At 47.4% G+C, this 17,130-nt stretch carries 12 protein-coding genes and 1 pseudogene; all 13 read left to right on the top strand.

Annotation, left to right across the window (positions count from 1 at the left end; genetic code table 11):
- The coding region (locus BZJ17_RS16100; RefSeq protein WP_198534213.1) for a type VI secretion system baseplate subunit TssF at positions 1–791 on the top strand (791 nt) is incomplete at its 5' end.
- Between the two features lie 23 nt (positions 792–814).
- Positions 815–1,762 carry a type VI secretion system baseplate subunit TssG gene (gene tssG, locus BZJ17_RS16095; RefSeq protein ID WP_241836832.1) on the top strand — a complete coding sequence of 316 codons (948 nt, stop codon included), beginning with the start codon at positions 815–817 and terminating at the stop codon, positions 1,760–1,762.
- A 5-nt stretch (positions 1,763–1,767) separates the two neighbouring features.
- Entirely contained in the window at positions 1,768–3,246 is a 1,479-nt protein-coding gene (tagH, locus tag BZJ17_RS16090) for a type VI secretion system-associated FHA domain protein TagH (protein ID WP_077641431.1), read from the top strand.
- 4 nt (positions 3,247–3,250) lie between these two features.
- Positions 3,251–3,727, top strand: a complete 477-nt coding sequence (gene tssJ / locus BZJ17_RS16085; protein ID WP_198534209.1) for a type VI secretion system lipoprotein TssJ — start codon at positions 3,251–3,253, stop codon at positions 3,725–3,727.
- 5 nt (positions 3,728–3,732) lie between these two features.
- Positions 3,733–5,067 (top strand): type VI secretion system baseplate subunit TssK, encoded by a 1,335-nt coding sequence (gene tssK, locus BZJ17_RS16080; protein WP_077641429.1) that lies wholly within the window; start codon positions 3,733–3,735, stop codon positions 5,065–5,067.
- A complete protein-coding gene (icmH, locus tag BZJ17_RS16075; protein ID WP_108743840.1) occupies positions 5,067–5,834 on the top strand; it encodes a type IVB secretion system protein IcmH/DotU in 768 nt (255 codons plus the stop codon). Before tssK ends, icmH begins: the two co-directional genes overlap by 1 nt.
- 37 nt (positions 5,835–5,871) lie before the next feature.
- Positions 5,872–8,280, top strand: coding sequence for a type VI secretion system ATPase TssH (tssH, locus tag BZJ17_RS16070; RefSeq protein WP_077641427.1), 2,409 nt, complete (start codon positions 5,872–5,874; stop codon positions 8,278–8,280).
- A gap of 2 nt (positions 8,281–8,282) precedes the next feature.
- Complete coding sequence (locus tag BZJ17_RS16065; RefSeq protein WP_077641426.1) at positions 8,283–9,875, top strand: sigma-54 dependent transcriptional regulator; 1,593 nt, start codon at positions 8,283–8,285, stop codon at positions 9,873–9,875.
- Positions 9,845–10,549, top strand: a complete 705-nt coding sequence (gene vasI / locus BZJ17_RS16060; RefSeq protein ID WP_347230984.1) for a type VI secretion system-associated protein VasI — start codon at positions 9,845–9,847, stop codon at positions 10,547–10,549. Before BZJ17_RS16065 ends, vasI begins: the two co-directional genes overlap by 31 nt.
- Before the next feature lie 2 nt (positions 10,550–10,551).
- Positions 10,552–11,961 (top strand): type VI secretion system protein TssA, encoded by a 1,410-nt coding sequence (tssA, locus tag BZJ17_RS16055; protein WP_077641424.1) that lies wholly within the window; start codon positions 10,552–10,554, stop codon positions 11,959–11,961.
- Between the two features lie 61 nt (positions 11,962–12,022).
- Positions 12,023–15,523, top strand: a complete 3,501-nt coding sequence (gene tssM, locus BZJ17_RS16050; protein ID WP_198534215.1) for a type VI secretion system membrane subunit TssM — start codon at positions 12,023–12,025, stop codon at positions 15,521–15,523.
- A gap of 50 nt (positions 15,524–15,573) precedes the next feature.
- Entirely contained in the window at positions 15,574–16,863 is a 1,290-nt protein-coding gene (locus tag BZJ17_RS16045) for a type VI secretion system ImpA family N-terminal domain-containing protein (RefSeq protein WP_077641422.1), read from the top strand.
- 184 nt (positions 16,864–17,047) lie between these two features.
- Positions 17,048–17,130: pseudogene (locus BZJ17_RS16040) on the top strand (type VI secretion system tube protein Hcp); the annotation flags it as partial.

The raw sequence follows: 17,130 nt of genomic DNA, 5'->3' as shown, positions 1-17,130 counted from the left end.
GCATTGATAGTGTGACTGGGCGTCAAGATAGATTGGTTGATGGGAAACCGGTACGCGGGCAAAAGCGTGTTTATACCCCGTTTGAGAGTTTTCAACATGAAGTAGAGCGTGTCAGAAACCGAGAAACGCTTTATTACCGAGCACGTGTTAAAGACAGTATTAGAGGTGATGGATTTGAGTCTTTTATCTCCTTTATACGGGGGGATGAATCGGACTCGATTGGTGTCGACGAAGCGGTGTCAGTGAAGCTGACGTGTACGAATCGACAATTACCTCTTGATCTGGGAGTAGGCGATATCTGTGAACCCACAGATACATCGCCTCCGTTTGCGGAATTCGAAAATATTACCATCCCGACGCAATCATTGCGCCCGGTGTTGGATGGCAGCTTATTGTGGATGTTGATCTCGAATCTGTCATTGAACTATTTGTCGTTGCTCTCGAAAGATGCGCTGAGCTGCGTTTTAACCGCTTATGATTTTAGGGCATTGGTAGATAGACAAGCCGAACGAGTGGGTAAGAGAAGGCTAGATGCCATTGAGAAAATTGAGTCTAAGCCCATGGACAAGCTTCTCAGAGGGATGCCAGTGAGAGGCCTAAAATCAACGCTTTACTTAAATCAAGGTGGGTTTGGGTCAGAGGGCGACTTATATCTGTTTGGAACGGTGCTCAGCCATTTTTTCTCGCTATATGCRAGCATTAACTCTTTCCATGAGCTGACCGTTATTAACACAACGAATAACGAGACTTATACATGGCAGACGAAAGTCGGGATGCAGCCGCTGATATAAAAAATGAAACAGATGGCCGCACGATGACTGACTTAGTGCCAGATGTTCGGCCGTATAACTTTTATCAATTAGTGGCATTGCTACAGAAGCACGGTGCCATTGACCCCGAGCAAGAAGATTGGGAACGAGAGTGCAAACTGGTTTTTAGTGCCAATCCGAGCTTAGGGTTTGCGGCTTCTGATGTGGCGTCGTTGCACGATCAGAATGGTCATGCGGTGATGCTCACCAATTTTTTAGGTCTTGCGGGCTCACAATCGCCTTTACCTGGTTTTATCACAGAGCAATTGCTTCATGAGGAGCCGGGAGGGATTAAACGGCCCTTTCTCGACTTTTTTAGCAATCGCTTGATCGCGTTGGTTTATCGGATATGGCGCAAGTATCGATATTACATTCGTTTTCAACCAGGGGCTGAGGATCAGTTTTCAGCGCAGCTGTTTGCGCTAGTTGGATTGGGCGATCCGCAGTTACGCGGAGAAACACCAATCAATTGGTGCAAGATGCTGGCATATGCGGGCACATTGGCGGGCCGGAGTCGTTCGCCAACCGTTGTGGCTGGGATCATTGCCCATTGCTTTGATCTCGAGAATGTGACGATTCGTCAATGGGTGACGCGCAAAGTCAAGATTGCTAAAGAGCAACAAATGTCATTGGGGTGTATGAATGGTCGGTTAGGCGAAGATACCGTCATCGGCGAGTCAGTTTTTGATTGCAACGGTAAGTTTGTCATTTGTATTCATGAGCTGACGAGAGAGCGCTTCAACGATTTTCTTCCCGTTGGAAAAGAATACCTACCACTGTGTAAGTTAGTCGAATTTATTCTTCGTGAACAAATGGCGTTTGATCTTGAACTTTCGATGACTGATGAAGCAACACCAGCTTTCGAGCTGGGTGGACAGATTGCGTTGGGGTGGACGTCGTTCTTAGGAAATGACTTAAGAGATAAGCGAGTATTAATTCAAGTAAGGCAATAATTGTTATGGCTCCAGAACATAAGCATGGATTAACGCTAGTTGTTGCCAACGCGCAAGCGCTGGAATCTGGCTTGTCAGCTCAGATCCGTTTTGTTGACTCTGGTGGTGTCATTGGCTCCGACTTTAGTGCTGATTGGCGGTTAACCGATCGACTGGGTCGTGTAAGTGGTCGCCATTGTGAAGTCGTTGTTGTTGATGGCGCGTTCTGTGTGCGTGACGACTGCGGAGAAACGTTTGTCAATGGCGCGCATATGCCTTTAGGGAAAGGTCAGTTAGCCCGATTGGCACACAAAGATGAGATACAAGTCGGCCCTTATCAACTGCGCGTGCTTACCGGTGAAGAGGCGGAGTTTGATGGAGGGCACGTTGATACGTTGTTTGAAACGGAGCAACACGATCTTTTGGCCGATGGGCCTAGTCAAGATATTGGTTCGGGCGAAGAAGAACCCGAGCTCACTCAAGCGATTGATCCGCTAAAAGAGCTCGATGCCCAAAACAAAGACAATCAAACGTCGAACTGGCTCCTAAATGGAGACAAAGAGCAGAAGCAGCAAACCTTTGCTGAGTCTTCATTGATAGCTAAAAACAATATTGTCGAACGAAAGCCCTCGTTTACACCGCAAGCAGATAGCGAAGATGTCATGTCGGCATCCGTCAAGCTAAAGCGTATTTTCGGCTTTGGGCAAAAGAAACCTCAAAAGCGTGAGCTTCACGCATCGAAAGCAAAAGAAGCGCTGAATCGCGTCATGTCACCTGAGTCGATGCATCAAACGAAACAGAGCGAGAGAAAACCGATGGATGAAAAAGAACTAGGGCTGCTAGAGCAGGAAGTGGCGAAGAGCTTAAGTCATGAGCCTACTTCGTCACCACAGCCTGATAACGATCATGGGCAACATCTGCTCACTGGGCCGATGTTGGATGGTTTGGGCGTAAGGGTCACAAACGACCATGATATACAAAAAATGCACTTCCTCTCACAGGAGATGGGACAGTCATTACAAGCATGCTTAAAAGGGTTGTTGGCGCTTCATGAACAAGCCGCAGAGGGGCGTTTCGGTACCATGAATCGCAACTTGCAACCTATTGAAGATAACCCGCTTCGTTTGGGCCTAACGTATGAAGAGACCGTCCGAACCATGTATGACGCAGACAAAAGCTTAGTGCATTTATCTGCGCCAGCGGCGATCGCAGAAAGCTTAAAAAATGTGAGAGATCACAACGATGCGACGCAAGAGGCGATATCGGAAGCGCTTGACCAAATTTTACACGCCTTCTCTCCCGACGTTCTTCTGCGTCGCTTCCAGCACTGCCGCCGCAATACCGATGAGCAGGTTGAAGGTGAATCAGCGTGGGCGTGGGAAATGTATTGTAACTATTACAAAGAGCTGACTTCTAATCGCCAGCGAGGTTTCTCGAAGCTGTTCTGGGAAATTTTTGAGCAGGTTTATGACAAACGTATCCGTGAAAAGCAATTGGAGGGCTAAAGCGGTGATCAAAAAACTGAGTATTGTCTGTGCATTTTTATTGTTGACGGCGTGTAGCTCTTCCGATGAATACAAGCCTGAAGAGCAACCCACGACGGTGACTTTCAGTCTGGTGAGCGATACAGGTGTTAACCCAAATATTGCTGGTGATCCTGCCCCAATCGAGGTGCAAATCTTTGAGCTGGAAGACGACTCAATGTTTATGTCGGCAGGGTTCGATCAGTTGCGTACCGATTATAAAGGAGCACTGAGTAGTAATTTTATTAATAACTACGATTACGTGTTGACTCCTGGACAATTCAAGTTCGTTAACGCCTTTAAAATAGATGAAGACACAAATTACATTGGTGTGATGGCACATTTTTCAGAGCCAAACTTAGGTGAATGGAAAAAGGCCGTGAAGGTGCTTAATAAAGGCCGTCAATATCACCTGCTAATGCTTTTCAAAGATTACGACGTGAAATTAGAGAAGGTAGAGTAAATTTAATGTTTGCACGGAATCGGGTGATATGGAGTGAAGGGCTTTTTATTAAGCCGCAACACTTCCAACAGCAGCAACGTTACAGTGAATATTTATTGGAAGAGAGATTGACATCTGTCAGTAAGTATTTGTATGGCGTATCGGAGCTTTCGTTAAATCCTGAATATTTGGCTTTCGGTCGTATTGCGATAGAGCGAGCCGTTGGGGTTATGCCTGATGGCACCGCGTTTCGTATTCCGCAGGAAGATGTGATGCCGGATGCCTTGGAGATTGAAGATAGCTCCCTATCTAACCAGTTGATATATCTCGCAGTCCCGTTGCGTAGTGAATCGATCATGGAAGTTAACTGGCCCGACGATAAAGGGTCGGGGCGTTATGAAAGTCGCCGTATCGACGTGCGCGATGTCCATAGTGTTCAAGGTGATACAACCACGCTAGATGTTTCTCCGATTCATTTGCAACTGATGCTCGAAAAAGAGGATCGCAGTGCTTATGCATCCATTCCGGTTGCTCGTATCCTAGAAAAGCGTCCAGATGGAAGTGTCGTTCTCGATCCCGACTTTATTCCCTGTCATTTTAATGTTGCCGGTAACGCTACATTACATCGATTTATTAATGAAATGGCGGGATTGATGCACGAACGTGCCAAAAACATCGCTCAACGTATCAGTTCTCCTTCTCAAGGCGGTGTTGCGGACGTTTCGGACTTTATGTTGTTGCAATCATTAAATCGTTTGCAGCCACAAATGAAGCATTTGGCATCCTTGGGTAGCTTACATCCAGAGCGTTTATATGAATGTTTGTCCTCGGTATGTGGTGAGTTAGCAACATTCACCGATGAAAGCCGCTTGGCACCGACGTTGCCTGCCTACAACCACGATATGCCTAGCGAGTCCTTTTGGCCGGTGATTCGTTATTTACGTCAAAGCCTCAGTGTTGTACTGGAGCCAAGAGCGGTATCAATTCAGCTTGATAAGCGTAATTACGGCTTAATGGTTGCGCCAATTCAGGATTCGCAGCTGATGGATTCTGCGGAGTTCATTGTTGCCGTGAAAGCGCGCATGCCATTGGATGAGTTGCGCCGGTTGTTCACTCAGCAAACCAAAGTGTCTTCTGTGGAAAAAATACGGGAGCTTATTTCACTTCAGTTACCTGGCATCCCACTGATTCCATTACCCGTGGCGCCACGGCAACTGCCTTACCATGCGGGATACACCTACTATCAGCTGGATAAAGAAAGTGCAGCATGGGCGATGCTTTCTAACTCAAGTGGGTTTGCATTCCATGTGGCTGCAGCATTTGATGATTTAGATATTCAGTTCTGGGCAATTAGGGATTGATCATGGCGGCAACCGAAGAAAGCGTTCTCAATGATCTTTTATTTGATGATGTTGAGAAAATAGATAGCGATCAAGACTATTGGTTTCAATTACGGGGCCACAACCCAAATGCGTTGGTGGATGCAGCAACGCCGCTATTTGGCCTGGCACTACGTGTTCGCTCACTCTCAAGCTGCAGCAGCATTGAGCAGATTTACCATCAAACGGTCGAAGAAATTAAAGCGATTGAAATCGAGCTATCGGAACAAGGTTTCGAGCATGCTGTGCTGATGGCGTATCGCTACATTCTTTGTACGTTTCTCGATGAAGCGGTAATGGGAACAGCATGGGGAGCATCGACATGTTGGGCTGAGCACTCAATGCTGTCCCGTTTTCACAACGAGACCTGGGGTGGAGAAAAAGTGTTCACCATTTTAGGTCGTCTTGAAAGCGAACCTGAAAAGTATCAGCCGCTGTTGGTATTTATTTACCACTGCTTATGTCTGGGCTTTGAAGGCAAATACCGAGTCATTGATGGCGGGCATGCTCAGCGCGAGAAAGTGATCAAAAGGTTGCACGATTTACTTTTAGACGATGAGCAACCTAGAGCCTTGGCAGACGCAAGTGATCACGTTGTAAGCACGCAATATACGCTCAGCAAGCAGGTACCATTATGGAGTATCTTTGTCGGTTTCGTCGTGCTTTGGGCAGGTATTTTTGCGGGTTACTCGTACTTACTCCATGAAAAGTCTGAGAATGTGCTAAGCCAGCTGAATCAACTGCTTTAGCCTATAACGTATTTTATTTAGATAACTAGGTGTCCCCGTGATTCGAATTGAATTATCTACGCTAATTTCAAAATTGAATGAGCAAAGTAAACTTGCCCTTGAGCAAGCGGCCTCGCTCTGTATTGAGAGGCAACATCCAGAAGTATTGATTGAACACTTCATCGAAGTGTTACTGGACAATCCGCTTTCTGATGTTCGTTTGATCGTAAAACAAGCGAACGTTGAAGTTGAAGCACTAAAACAGGCGCTTTCTTCGAGCTATGAGCGTGACAAAGCACTAGACACGTATCCTGCCTTTTCCCCACTAAATGCGGCAGCGAAAAAGCATGCGCCTTCTCTCGAGGGCAGTGAATCTCCGCTATACAAATACTGTTCAAACATTACGGCACAAGCAAAAAATGGCGAGCTCGACCCGGTCTTATGTCGAGAGGAAGAGCTTAACCTGATGGTTGATATTTTATGCCGTCGTCGTAAGAACAACCCCATTGTTGTAGGTGATGCAGGGGTGGGTAAAAGCGCGATGGTCGAAGGTCTGGCATTGCGCATTGCAGCCGGAAATGTTCCGGAAAAACTTAAGCACGTTGAGTTATTCAGCTTAGATTTAGGCCTACTTCAAGCTGGCGCCTCTGTGAAGGGTGAGTTCGAAAAACGCTTGAAAGGGGTTATCGATGGCATCAAGACTGCACCCAACCCAATCATTCTCTTTATCGATGAAGCGCACACGCTTATCGGTTCAGGAAACCAAGAAGGCGGTAGTGACGCAGCAAACTTGCTCAAGCCAGCACTGGCGCGAGGTGAGTTAAGTACCATTGCTGCAACGACTTGGAAGGAATATAAAAAGTACTTCGAGAAAGATCCTGCACTTACTCGTCGTTTCCAACTGGTGAAATTGGAAGAGCCTTCTGTTGATCAAGCGGTCAATATTATGCGTGGTCTTGGTAGTGCCTATGAAAAAGCCCACGGCGTTATTATTGCTGACGACGCGTTAAAAGCGGCTGCAGAGCTTTCTGCTCGATACCTTTCAGGACGACAGCTCCCCGATAAAGCCATTGATGTGTTAGATACGGCATGCGCTCGGATTGCTATTAACATGACGACGCCACCGAAGCGCTTGGCGTTGCTTGAAACGCTTTGTCACCAACGTCAACAAGAAATCGAGATGCTGAAGCGCGCAGAGTTTATTGGCCAGCCGGTAGACACGGAACGTCTCGATGTATTGGAAACCTTGGAGCAGGCGGATGAAGAAGAAAAGCGTCTTCTCTCATCACGCTGGAATGAGCAACGCGAGTTGGTACAAGAAATTGTATCGTTACGCGCCAAGCTGTTAGACAAAGATAGTGCCGATGTCAGTGACGATGCGGATGAAGCGTGTGATTACGACGCACTCGCGAAAACGCTGTCAGAAAAATATGCGGCACTTGACGCAATTCCTCATGATGAGCGTCTTATGCACCCGCACGTGGATGCGGAACAAGTCGCTGAAGTGATCTCTGATTGGACAGGTGTGCCTGTTGATCAGATGAACAGTGATGAGCTTTACAAGATCACCAACCTCACAACACTGCTTGGAAAGGCGATCAAAGGGCAGGATATTGCCATCGAACGTGTTCATCGTCACTTGCTGACAGCACGTGCAGATCTGCGTCGTTCAGGCCGACCGAAAGGCGCATTTTTACTGGTTGGTCCAAGCGGTGTGGGTAAAACCGAAACCGTTGTGCAGCTTGCTCAACAGCTATACGGTGGTAAGCAGTTTTTAACCACTATTAATATGTCGGAGTACCAAGAGAAACACACGGTTTCACGTTTGATTGGCTCTCCCCCAGGCTACGTGGGCTATGGCGAGGGTGGTGTACTGACTGAGGCGATTCGTAAAATGCCTTATTCGGTTGTACTGCTTGATGAAGTCGAGAAAGCGCACCCAGAAGTATTGAACATCTTCTATCAAGCCTTTGATAAGGGTGAACTGGCAGATGGCGAAGGCCGCGTGATTGACTGTCAAAACACCGTATTCTTTTTGACCTCGAACCTCGGTTATCAAACGATCGTTGATCATGCTGATGATCAAGCGAACCTTGATAATGCCTTGTATCCAGAACTTGCGGCTTTCTTTAAGCCGGCACTGCTTGCACGTATGGAAGTCGTACCTTACTTGCCACTAGGCAAGGACGTACTCGCGGATATTGTGCGAGGTAAACTTACTCACCTCGAACAGACATTTGCTCAGCGTTATGGCGCAACGGTTGATATTCATGAAAGCCTGATTGACGAGATATTGCAGCGCGCGACTCGCAGTGAAAACGGGGCACGTATGCTGGAAGCGATTATAGAAGGTCAGTTACTGCCTCCTGTTTCGCTATCTTTGCTTAACAAACTGGCTGAGAAATCAGATATCTCTCATGTGCGTTTATACGCCGAAGAGGGTGAGTTTAAAGGCGAGGTTGAGTAAGAATGCGTAATTGGCTGGCTTATGTGACTGACCTAGCGAAGGAAAGGCGGACTGTCGATCTACAGTCTCGCTTTATCCAAATCGTTGTCGGTGAGCTCAAGCTACGCGAAGGAATGCTACTCACACCCAGTTGCGATGGCAGACAACTTGTCTGCCACGCATCGGATACGTCTTGGTCGGTAACGGATTTTGACACCCCCTTTGCTCATGTTCTTCAAAATGTCGTCCCTATGCATTTAGGTGCGGAAGATATTGTTTATTGGCAATCAAATCGAGCGTTTTCTGAGTTTGTTGGTGAGCTTGGTCTGTTTGAAGCCGTCAATATTTATCCGTTGGTACGTCGTGACACGAATACAAAGCTTATTGTTTGTCTAGTGGGAGATAGCGATGCTCTATTTTCGCTGTGGCACGACGACTCAGGTTTCAGTCAATTTGTGGATGTGTTTGTGAATCAGTGGTCTCTACTTAGTGAAATGGAAGGCGAGGAGAGCCGTCGTAGAGCGTTAAGAGCCTCTCTTTCTGATATCGAAAAAAGGGCGCATCAGCAAAAGCAAGCAGCGAGTTTGTCTGCCACGCTTATCGGTGACAGTGCACCGATGCTGCGTCTTCGTGACCAAATTGCTAATGCGGCATCATCGCACCTCTCTGTGCTCGTTCAAGGAGAGACGGGAAGTGGTAAAGAGTTGGTCGCGCGTGCCGTTCACGATCTATCAAACCGAAATACTCAGCCATTTGTGCCTATCAATTGCGCGGCGATACCAGAGCACTTGCTCGAGAGTGAACTATTTGGGCATGTGAAAGGGGCATTCTCTGGCGCCGTGAATCATAAAGAAGGGCTTATTGCACAAGCGAATGGCGGTACGCTCTTTTTGGATGAAATTGGCGATATGCCAATGAGCTTGCAAGCAAAGTTACTCAGGGTACTGGAGTCTGGAACATTTCGACCTGTCGGAGGACACCAAGAGCAACAATCAGATTTCCGGTTGGTGTCGGCTACTCATGTTCATCTACTTGAAAAAGTGCGTGCAGGCGAGTTTCGACAAGATCTGTATTATCGCTTACTGCAATACCCACTGCATGTACCAGCACTTGCGCAGCGTAAGGAAGACATACGTCAGCTATGTTTCCACTTTATTCAACAATTTAACCAACAACATGGCACTAGCATCCGTGATATTCATTTCCAAGCGTTGGATGCGCTACTTGGCTATAGCTTCCCCGGGAACGTGCGCGAGCTAAAACACTTAATCGAGTATGCCTGCGCGCAAACGGCAAATGGCGAGGCGATAAAACTGGCAACCTTTGGTGCGCGCTTGAATATGTCGGTAAGCAGTTCCCCAGCCCCGGCTCCAGCAACGGATGATGTCCGCTCCGTTTGTTACACCAATGGGCTATCGACATCGAGCCGCGTGCTGAATATCGACGCTGCGTCGATTGGCGATCTGAAACAAGCATTGATGGATTTTGAACAGCGCATTATTGCGGATAGGTTGTCGCAGTTTGATGGTGACACCGCCAAAGTAGCAGAAAGCCTTGGTATTCCGAGAAGAACATTGACTTATAAATGTCGAAAACTAGAGATAAAAGCGCCATGAATACGCATAATCACGCTTTCGCAATTGTCGCATCGATAACACTTCTTTGTAGCCCGTTTTTTTCAGTTGCGGCAGAGAATTCTCCTGGGACGTTATTGGATCAGGCCCAGCAATGTAGGGCGGTCCCGTCTCGTTTAGATCGCCTGGCATGTTTTGACCGCGTTTTTAATACTCAAATGCCGGAGAGTAGTGACGTTATTGAGAATGCTGTCCAAAAACCTCAGCAGTGGCTTCGTGCCGTGGACGCCGCGAATGCGAGCGCGCCTCAAGCTTGGTCATTGACAGAGCAAGGGGAAGGGCGCGGAAGTAGCGCTTGGATTACCCTTCAAGCAAACAATGTAAGAACGCGCTTTAAAGCAAGCGAGCAACCAGTGTTGATGCTGAGCTGTATCGACAACCTTAGTCGCATCGAATTGATGTTGCCCGAGCCAATTGATGACGGCAGGGTTAAGGTTTCATTCCCAGGAGGACATACCCAATATTGGAGGAGTGGAGATGTCGGTATAGTACTGTCCTCTTCGAGAGGGTTACCTGCGATTAGACTTATGAAGTCGTTAATAGGAAGAGATTCTTTTGTTATACGTTCTAACTCGGAGTATATAGACGGCCTTCGCTTTGACACTGCGCCGCTCAATAACACCATACAAGCATTACGCGAACGTTGCGGTTGGTAAAGATGGAATTAAAAGAGTACAAGCGTTGTATTGCGCAACCTATTGACGCGGCGAATCCGGTTGGAGAGCGACTGGTTGACGATCCATTGTTTGATTTTGTTGAAGATCAAATGATGAAAGTTGGCTCCTTGTCTCATGGTGATGTGCAGTGGGATGAGGTTGAGCATAGCGTCGTTAAACTGCTGTCGGAAAAAACAAAAGACATCAAGCTGCTTGCATACCTGTTGCAGTGCCTGCACCACCAACCGTCTCCGTCGAGATTCATCCTCTCGTTTGATGTGATGGCGAGCTTCATGTCGAACTATTGGGAGCAAAGCCATCCAGCGCCCGGCAAACGCGGTAACCTACCGCGGCGCAAGTTCTTTAGCCAAATGGCTCAGCGCTTTTCTATGGCGGTCGATAAAACCGACTTTGGCCAATTCGATGCGCAAGATAGAGAACAGCTCAATCAGGCTATCGAGACATGGGAAAAAGCGATTGAAGACAATGGGCTAACGAATGACCTTGTCGGTAGTGTGGTTGGAAGTATCAAGTCAGAACTGCGCAAAGCGGAAGAGCGTCAGCGCGTAAACGAGGTGGCTAAAGAGCAACCAACGCCCTCGCGCACCAGCACGACGCCAACAACATCATCCGTGGATGTCGATCATTCCAGTGATAAAGCCACCAAACAGACACTGCTTAAGGTTGCTTCGTTCTTAGCTGAACAAGACGATGGGGTGGCGCTGGCGATTCGATTAAGGCGCTACGCCGTTTGGTATAGCATCACTGCTTTGCCCGACCATAAACCCGGTGGGGAAACGCTGCTGCGAGGTATGCAGCAAGACCGTGTCAAAGACTATCAAGATAAAATGCGCCATCCCGATTTAGCTTTGTGGCGTCAGGTCGAGCAAAGTTTGACCATGGCACCGTATTGGTTTGATGGTCACTTAATGAGTTACACCATTGCCCAAAAACTGGGCCATCAAAATTGGTGCGATGCCATTCAATCTGAAGTGGCGCAGTTTTTAGAGCGCTTACCTGGGCTGAAAGACTTGCAGTTTAAAGGTGGGGAGCCTTTTGTTTCTGATGCAGTGAAAGACTGGTTAGCCAGTGGCAGCGCGAATCAGAGAGGTGGGGGCCAGTCAGTCAGTGGCGATTGGCAGGAGAAAAAGAAAGAGGCACTGGCCTTGGCGAAAGAAGGTGGAATTGCCGTTGCACTCTCCATGCTAAACGATGGGCTACAGGCAGCAAACGAGCCAAGAGACCACTTTTACTGGCGTATGCTCTCGGCCGACCTCTTGCACGCGAACCAGCTAAACAGCATGGCAAAAGAGCAGTATCAAACCTTGAACCAAGAAATTAAGACCATGAGTGTCACCGACTGGGAGCCCAGCTTGGTTGAACAACTTGAACGCAAAACAACGTCAGAGTGATTAAGGGCGAAAATTCATGTGGAAACATCTTTTCAAAATAGCGAAAAAGCTGAAGCCTGGAATGCTTGCGGCCTTTCCTATTTTATTGGTTGCGATATTTATCCTTGTTAATGTCGCCATATGGTGGGCAGGTCCTTGGCTAACACTCGGTGAGCAAAAGCCTCTTGCATCTATCACGGCGCGTGCGATCTGCAGTGGCTTTATTACACTCGGGACGTTGGCGATTTGGGGTGTTTGGCAATGGCGGAAGCTGCAAGGTTTCAAAGCGGAGCAAGAGCACGCTGAGCGACTACGCGAAGACCCTATCCAAGTATACGAAGAGCGCCAACAGTCTGAGCTTGATCAAGTTGTTGTGAATATGAAGCAAAACTTGAACAAGCGAAACCACCTTTACGCACTTCCATGGTACTTGGTGCTGGGATTGGAAAACGCTGGCAAAACCAGTCTTATTAATCGCTCTGGGCAGAACTTCGTGTTTTCGTCTGTGATGCGAGCCTCTGGACAAAAAAGCGAAAATCCGTATTCATTTGATTGGTGGATTGGGGATGAGTCGGTATTGATTGACCCTGATGGCGAGCTACTCACTCAGGGCAATAAAGATGAAAATAACGACGGTGAATTAGAGCGCCGCCTTTGGTTACATTTTATTAAGTGGTTAGAAAAAACACGCAGCCGTCGACCTCTGAACGGCATCGTGCTGACGCTAGATGCATCACACCTTACGACCGCGACAGCGTCTGAACGTAAAGCTTACGCCAACTTGCTGCGTGCGAGATTGCGCGAGTTGATGGAAACCCTGTCGACGCGATTACCTGTTTATATAACGCTAACCAAGCTCGACTTACTGTATGGGTTTGAACCCTTCTTTAAGCATTATTCCAAGCAGCAGCGCGATGAAGTGCTTGGGTTTACTTTCTCTTTAAACTCCGTGGATGACCTAGACTCGTGGTTAAAAGAGTTTGATGAGGCTTACAGTGGCTTTATCGACAGGGTAAATGCGATCGTGCCTCACGCACTGGCAACACCGCTCGACTTTGAGGATCGCAAAGCGATATACAGCTTCTCACGCCAAATTGCAGGGCTGAAAGAAATATTGGCCACCTTCTTTAACGAGGCGTTGGCAAGCGATCAGTTCTCGACTTCCGCACTGGTGCGAGGGGCCTATTTCACATCGGTATATCAACAAGGTGTCCCAACCAATGCCTTTGATGATGCTGCTTCTCGCCGTTATGGGCTCTCGCATGCGGTGAACCGTGCGCAGAAGTCGAAAAACTCGACCGTTTATTTTACGCAACGGCTTTTCAGCAACATTATTTATCCAGAAGCAGGACTCGCGTCTGATAACTTCCGGGTGGCGAAGCATAAGCGACGTTTAATTGGTATGTCGGTGTTGGCTTGCTCAATTGCAACCGTGCTGCTCGTGGGGACGTGGCATCGCTACTATCTTGCCAACGTTGCACATGCGGATGCGGTGCTAACCAAAGTCGACCAGTATAAGACACAATTCCCGAGTAATGCGGCAGGAGCATCGCAACAAGAAGTATTGAAACCGCTAAACCAGATCCGACAAGCCACGTTGGAGTTTGGTTTTTTTCGAGATAAGCCGAAGTATATCTCTGACTTTGGTCTCTATCAGGGGCATGTGATTGGACCTAAGGTCGAACAAACCTACTTGAACTTATTGAAGAGCCGTTTCTTACCTCTGTTGATGGCGGATACTGTGGTTGATCTTAACCAGGCAACGACGGATCAAGAAAAGCTTGTCGCATTACGTATATATCGAATGGTTGTTGATAAGAGTGGTCGTTATAACGATTACGTAATGGATTATTTTAGCAAACAATGGCAAAGAGAATTTGCTGGCCAAAAATGGGTGCAAGAGCGTTTACTTGAACACCTTGATTATGCAATGCGCCACACTGACCTTACTGATGCGCGCCTAAACGGTGATGAGATATCAGACCGAGTAATGCGACCTTATGATATGACGATTGCTTTGACGCAGGAACACTTACGTCAAATGCCGACAGATCAGCGTGTTTATCGTAATCTTAAACTCGATGCTGAGACCGTGCTAGGCGCGCCGATAAACTTGAGGAATGAGGTTGGCCCCGTCTTTGATGTGGTTTTTGAAGAGCGAGTGGTTAATAGCGAAAGCCTGTATATTCCACAAATGCTGACTAAAAAAGGCTTTGAAGAGTATTTTGTACCCAAACTGCAATCCGTTTCTGACCTCGCGTTGATCGACAGCTGGGTACTCGGCGAAGCCGAAACTGCGGAGTTTAGTGAAGCAGATAAGAAAGCGCTAAGGAACAAGATTCGCGATCTTTATGTTGCGGATTACACCAATACATGGCGAACGGCACTGAATGAGATTGACGTGAAATTCTTCAGTGATATCAACGATGCCGTTACTGTATTGGATAACTTTACCGGTCACGTTGGACCGCTGCAGCGCTTATTGCGTACGTTGGAAACCAATACTCAGCTTGCATCAGGGCTGGGATTGGATGAAGACGCGCAGGACGCGATTGCAGAGAATCCAAAATACAATGTCGCGTCTCAGATCCAAGCGCCGTTTTCTGACTTAAATAGCCTTGTTAAAGCGGTCAATGACAAGCCTGCCTACTTGAGTGAAGTACTGGCGTCCGTGCAAGAACTCAAGAGCTACCTTAAGTCTATTCAGGATGCGCCTGACGTCGGTACGGCCGCGCTCGATGCAACTAAAGCGCGTGTGAAGCTGGTAAACACCGACCCTATCTATACACTAAAACGTATTGCCACAGGCCTACCAGAACCGCTGGATGGCATGGTCGACAAACTGGCAGATGAAAGTTGGCATGTTGTAAAACAGGCGGCGATTCAACATCTTGAAGTTCGCTGGTATCAAGATGTTTATCGTCCTTATCAACAAAAACTGGCTAATCGATATCCGTTCAATCCGCAGGCGAGTAAAGATGCATCACTCAGTGACTTTGAGAGCTTCTTTGCGCCGGGTGGAACCTTGGATAGCTTCTATAACAACCAGCTTAAGATGTTTATTGATGAAAACATCTCTGTGGGTAACAGCGGCATTGACGGTTCATTGATCCGCCAAGACTTGCTTGCTCAGATCCGTCAAGCACAAAAGATTCGAGAAGCGTTCTTCAACCGCAAAGGTATCTTAGATGTTAGCTTCTCCGTTGAACCTCTTCGCTTGAGCAGTAATAAGCGTCGTAGTGTGCTGAATATTGATGGGCAATATGTGACCTATAGCCACGGTCCGCGAGACAGCATAGAGCTGATTTGGCCGAATACGCTGCGAGACTCGGCAACGTCGAAGTTGACGTTGGTACCGACAAAAACCAATTTGTCTCCACGCAGTGTTGTGATACGTGGTCCGTGGGCATTGTTCCGTCTTCTGGATCAAGGTGCGGTCGTATCGGCAAGTGCGACATCTGTTGATTATCAATTCAACGTTGATGGTGGCGGAATGATTTACCGCGTTAATGCACAAGCCGCGACTAACCCATTCACTCAGCGTTTGTTTAAGTCCTTTAAACTCTCACGCAACCTTTACTAACTGATCATGGGGCGAGGGGACTCGCCCCTGCATTATCAGGAAAACCAAACATGCCTTTTATTATCTCAATAGATAACCAACCCTTTAAGATTTCACTCGATGCATCAAGCATTCGTGATGATGAACGTTACGACGCGGTTAGGGAACAAATTAACAAGCGTCATTCTCCGCTATCAGGCGGCACAGATTGGGCATGTGTGAAGGACTCTTGCCAAGCCTTGGCACGTGATAAGGGGATTGATTTATTACTCAGTGGCTATTTTACCGTTGCAGCACTAAAAACCAGCGGATTGGCAGAATTTGCCAATGGTTTAGAGTTGCTGCTTGCATGTTTAAATAATGAAACTGAGGTCAATGAGAAACGAGCGCGTGCGCGTAAAGAAGCCCTTGATTGGGTGAATTCGCGCGTATTAAGTGAATTAAAACAAATCAGGCCCGATCAACAGGCATTGCGTGACCTCTATCGCTGCGAACGACTTTGCGATTCGCTCTTTCATGTTTTAGAGCGGCAGCAACCTCACCATATTGTCGATTATGAAGGGCTTGCTTACGTTTTATTTGAGCACATAGACCGGATAGAAACCCGTTTACACAGTGCCGTGAAACAGCAGAAACGTGATGAGGAGGAAAACCCTACCATCACGGTTAAGAAAAGTCGTCGCCAGAACGTATTCGCTTGTGCGTTTGGTGCGATCCTAGTGGTAATTATTTGGCTTGCTTACCCTTATATTCCGTATTTCCAAACCCCCTTTATTACCTACAGTCCTCAACCTAGCTTGAACTCTGAACGTGCACTGAAAGAGTTTACTAAACGATATAGCCCGTCTTCTTTGACACGTTGGCAAGATGCATTTGTTGCTATGTATCAACAAGCTATTGAGTCAGAACTCGATCAATCTATTGAAACGTCCAAAGTGTTGGCTGCGCAGCACCTTAATGCGCTCACGACGTTGTACGGAGAGCATGAAGCATCAAGCGTATTGTTAAGTGCTTATAACACGCAGCGAGAAGAGGCACTGGAAAGTACTAATAAATACATTGATAAATTCAGAGCGGTAAGGACCAAGATGGCGAATATCGCGCTACTTGCCGAGCAAAATCGTTGGTGGGCGCTACAAAAGCAAACACGTTCACTCGAAAATTTTGCGATCAGTTTATCGCCTATTTATGGTCGTGCGGATTACGTCACCTTGTTGATTGAGCAAGGTGAGTTTGAAAAGGCAAACAACGAATTAATGGTACTGACCGAACGTCTCAATCATTTGAGCTGGAAAGTGGCTGAGCTAAACGAAGCGTTGAATGAAGCTTCCGCCAAGGTGACCACGGAGAATGATAATTAAGCAGGCAAAGCAACTTCTTGCCTCGCCGAGCAAAAACTTGCTTGTGGCGTGCAAAAAATTGGTCAGTGAGAGAGTAACGTGCTGAATTATAGGGTTAAAAAAGCTGGCATGCATTTCGCTATATGGGATGGCGAACAGAGGCGCCGACTGGACAGCCTCTTCCATTAATGAGAAAGGAGCGATTATGCCAACGCCATGTTATATCTCGATTGAAGGTGAAACTCAGGGTTTGATTACTGCCGGTGCCTGCACCGCGGATTCTATCGG

The organism is Salinivibrio sp. IB574, from assembly GCF_001996205.1.
Classification (GTDB): domain Bacteria; phylum Pseudomonadota; class Gammaproteobacteria; order Enterobacterales; family Vibrionaceae; genus Salinivibrio; species Salinivibrio proteolyticus.
This window is presented reverse-complemented; position numbering and strand designations above follow the sequence as displayed.

Excerpts from the sequence above, each read along its gene's own strand:
- tssG (WP_241836832.1), top strand. The coding sequence starts at position 815 with ATGACTGACTTAGTGCCAGATGTTCGGCCGTATAACTTTTATCAATTA.
- tagH (WP_077641431.1), top strand. The coding sequence starts at position 1,768 with ATGGCTCCAGAACATAAGCATGGATTAACGCTAGTTGTTGCCAACGCG.
- tssK (WP_077641429.1), top strand. The coding sequence starts at position 3,733 with ATGTTTGCACGGAATCGGGTGATATGGAGTGAAGGGCTTTTTATTAAG.
- BZJ17_RS16065 (WP_077641426.1), top strand. The coding sequence starts at position 8,283 with ATGCGTAATTGGCTGGCTTATGTGACTGACCTAGCGAAGGAAAGGCGG.
- vasI (WP_347230984.1), top strand. The coding sequence starts at position 9,845 with ATGTCGAAAACTAGAGATAAAAGCGCCATGAATACGCATAATCACGCT.
- tssA (WP_077641424.1), top strand. The coding sequence starts at position 10,552 with ATGGAATTAAAAGAGTACAAGCGTTGTATTGCGCAACCTATTGACGCG.
- tssM (WP_198534215.1), top strand. The coding sequence starts at position 12,023 with ATGCTTGCGGCCTTTCCTATTTTATTGGTTGCGATATTTATCCTTGTT.
- BZJ17_RS16045 (WP_077641422.1), top strand. The coding sequence starts at position 15,574 with ATGCCTTTTATTATCTCAATAGATAACCAACCCTTTAAGATTTCACTC.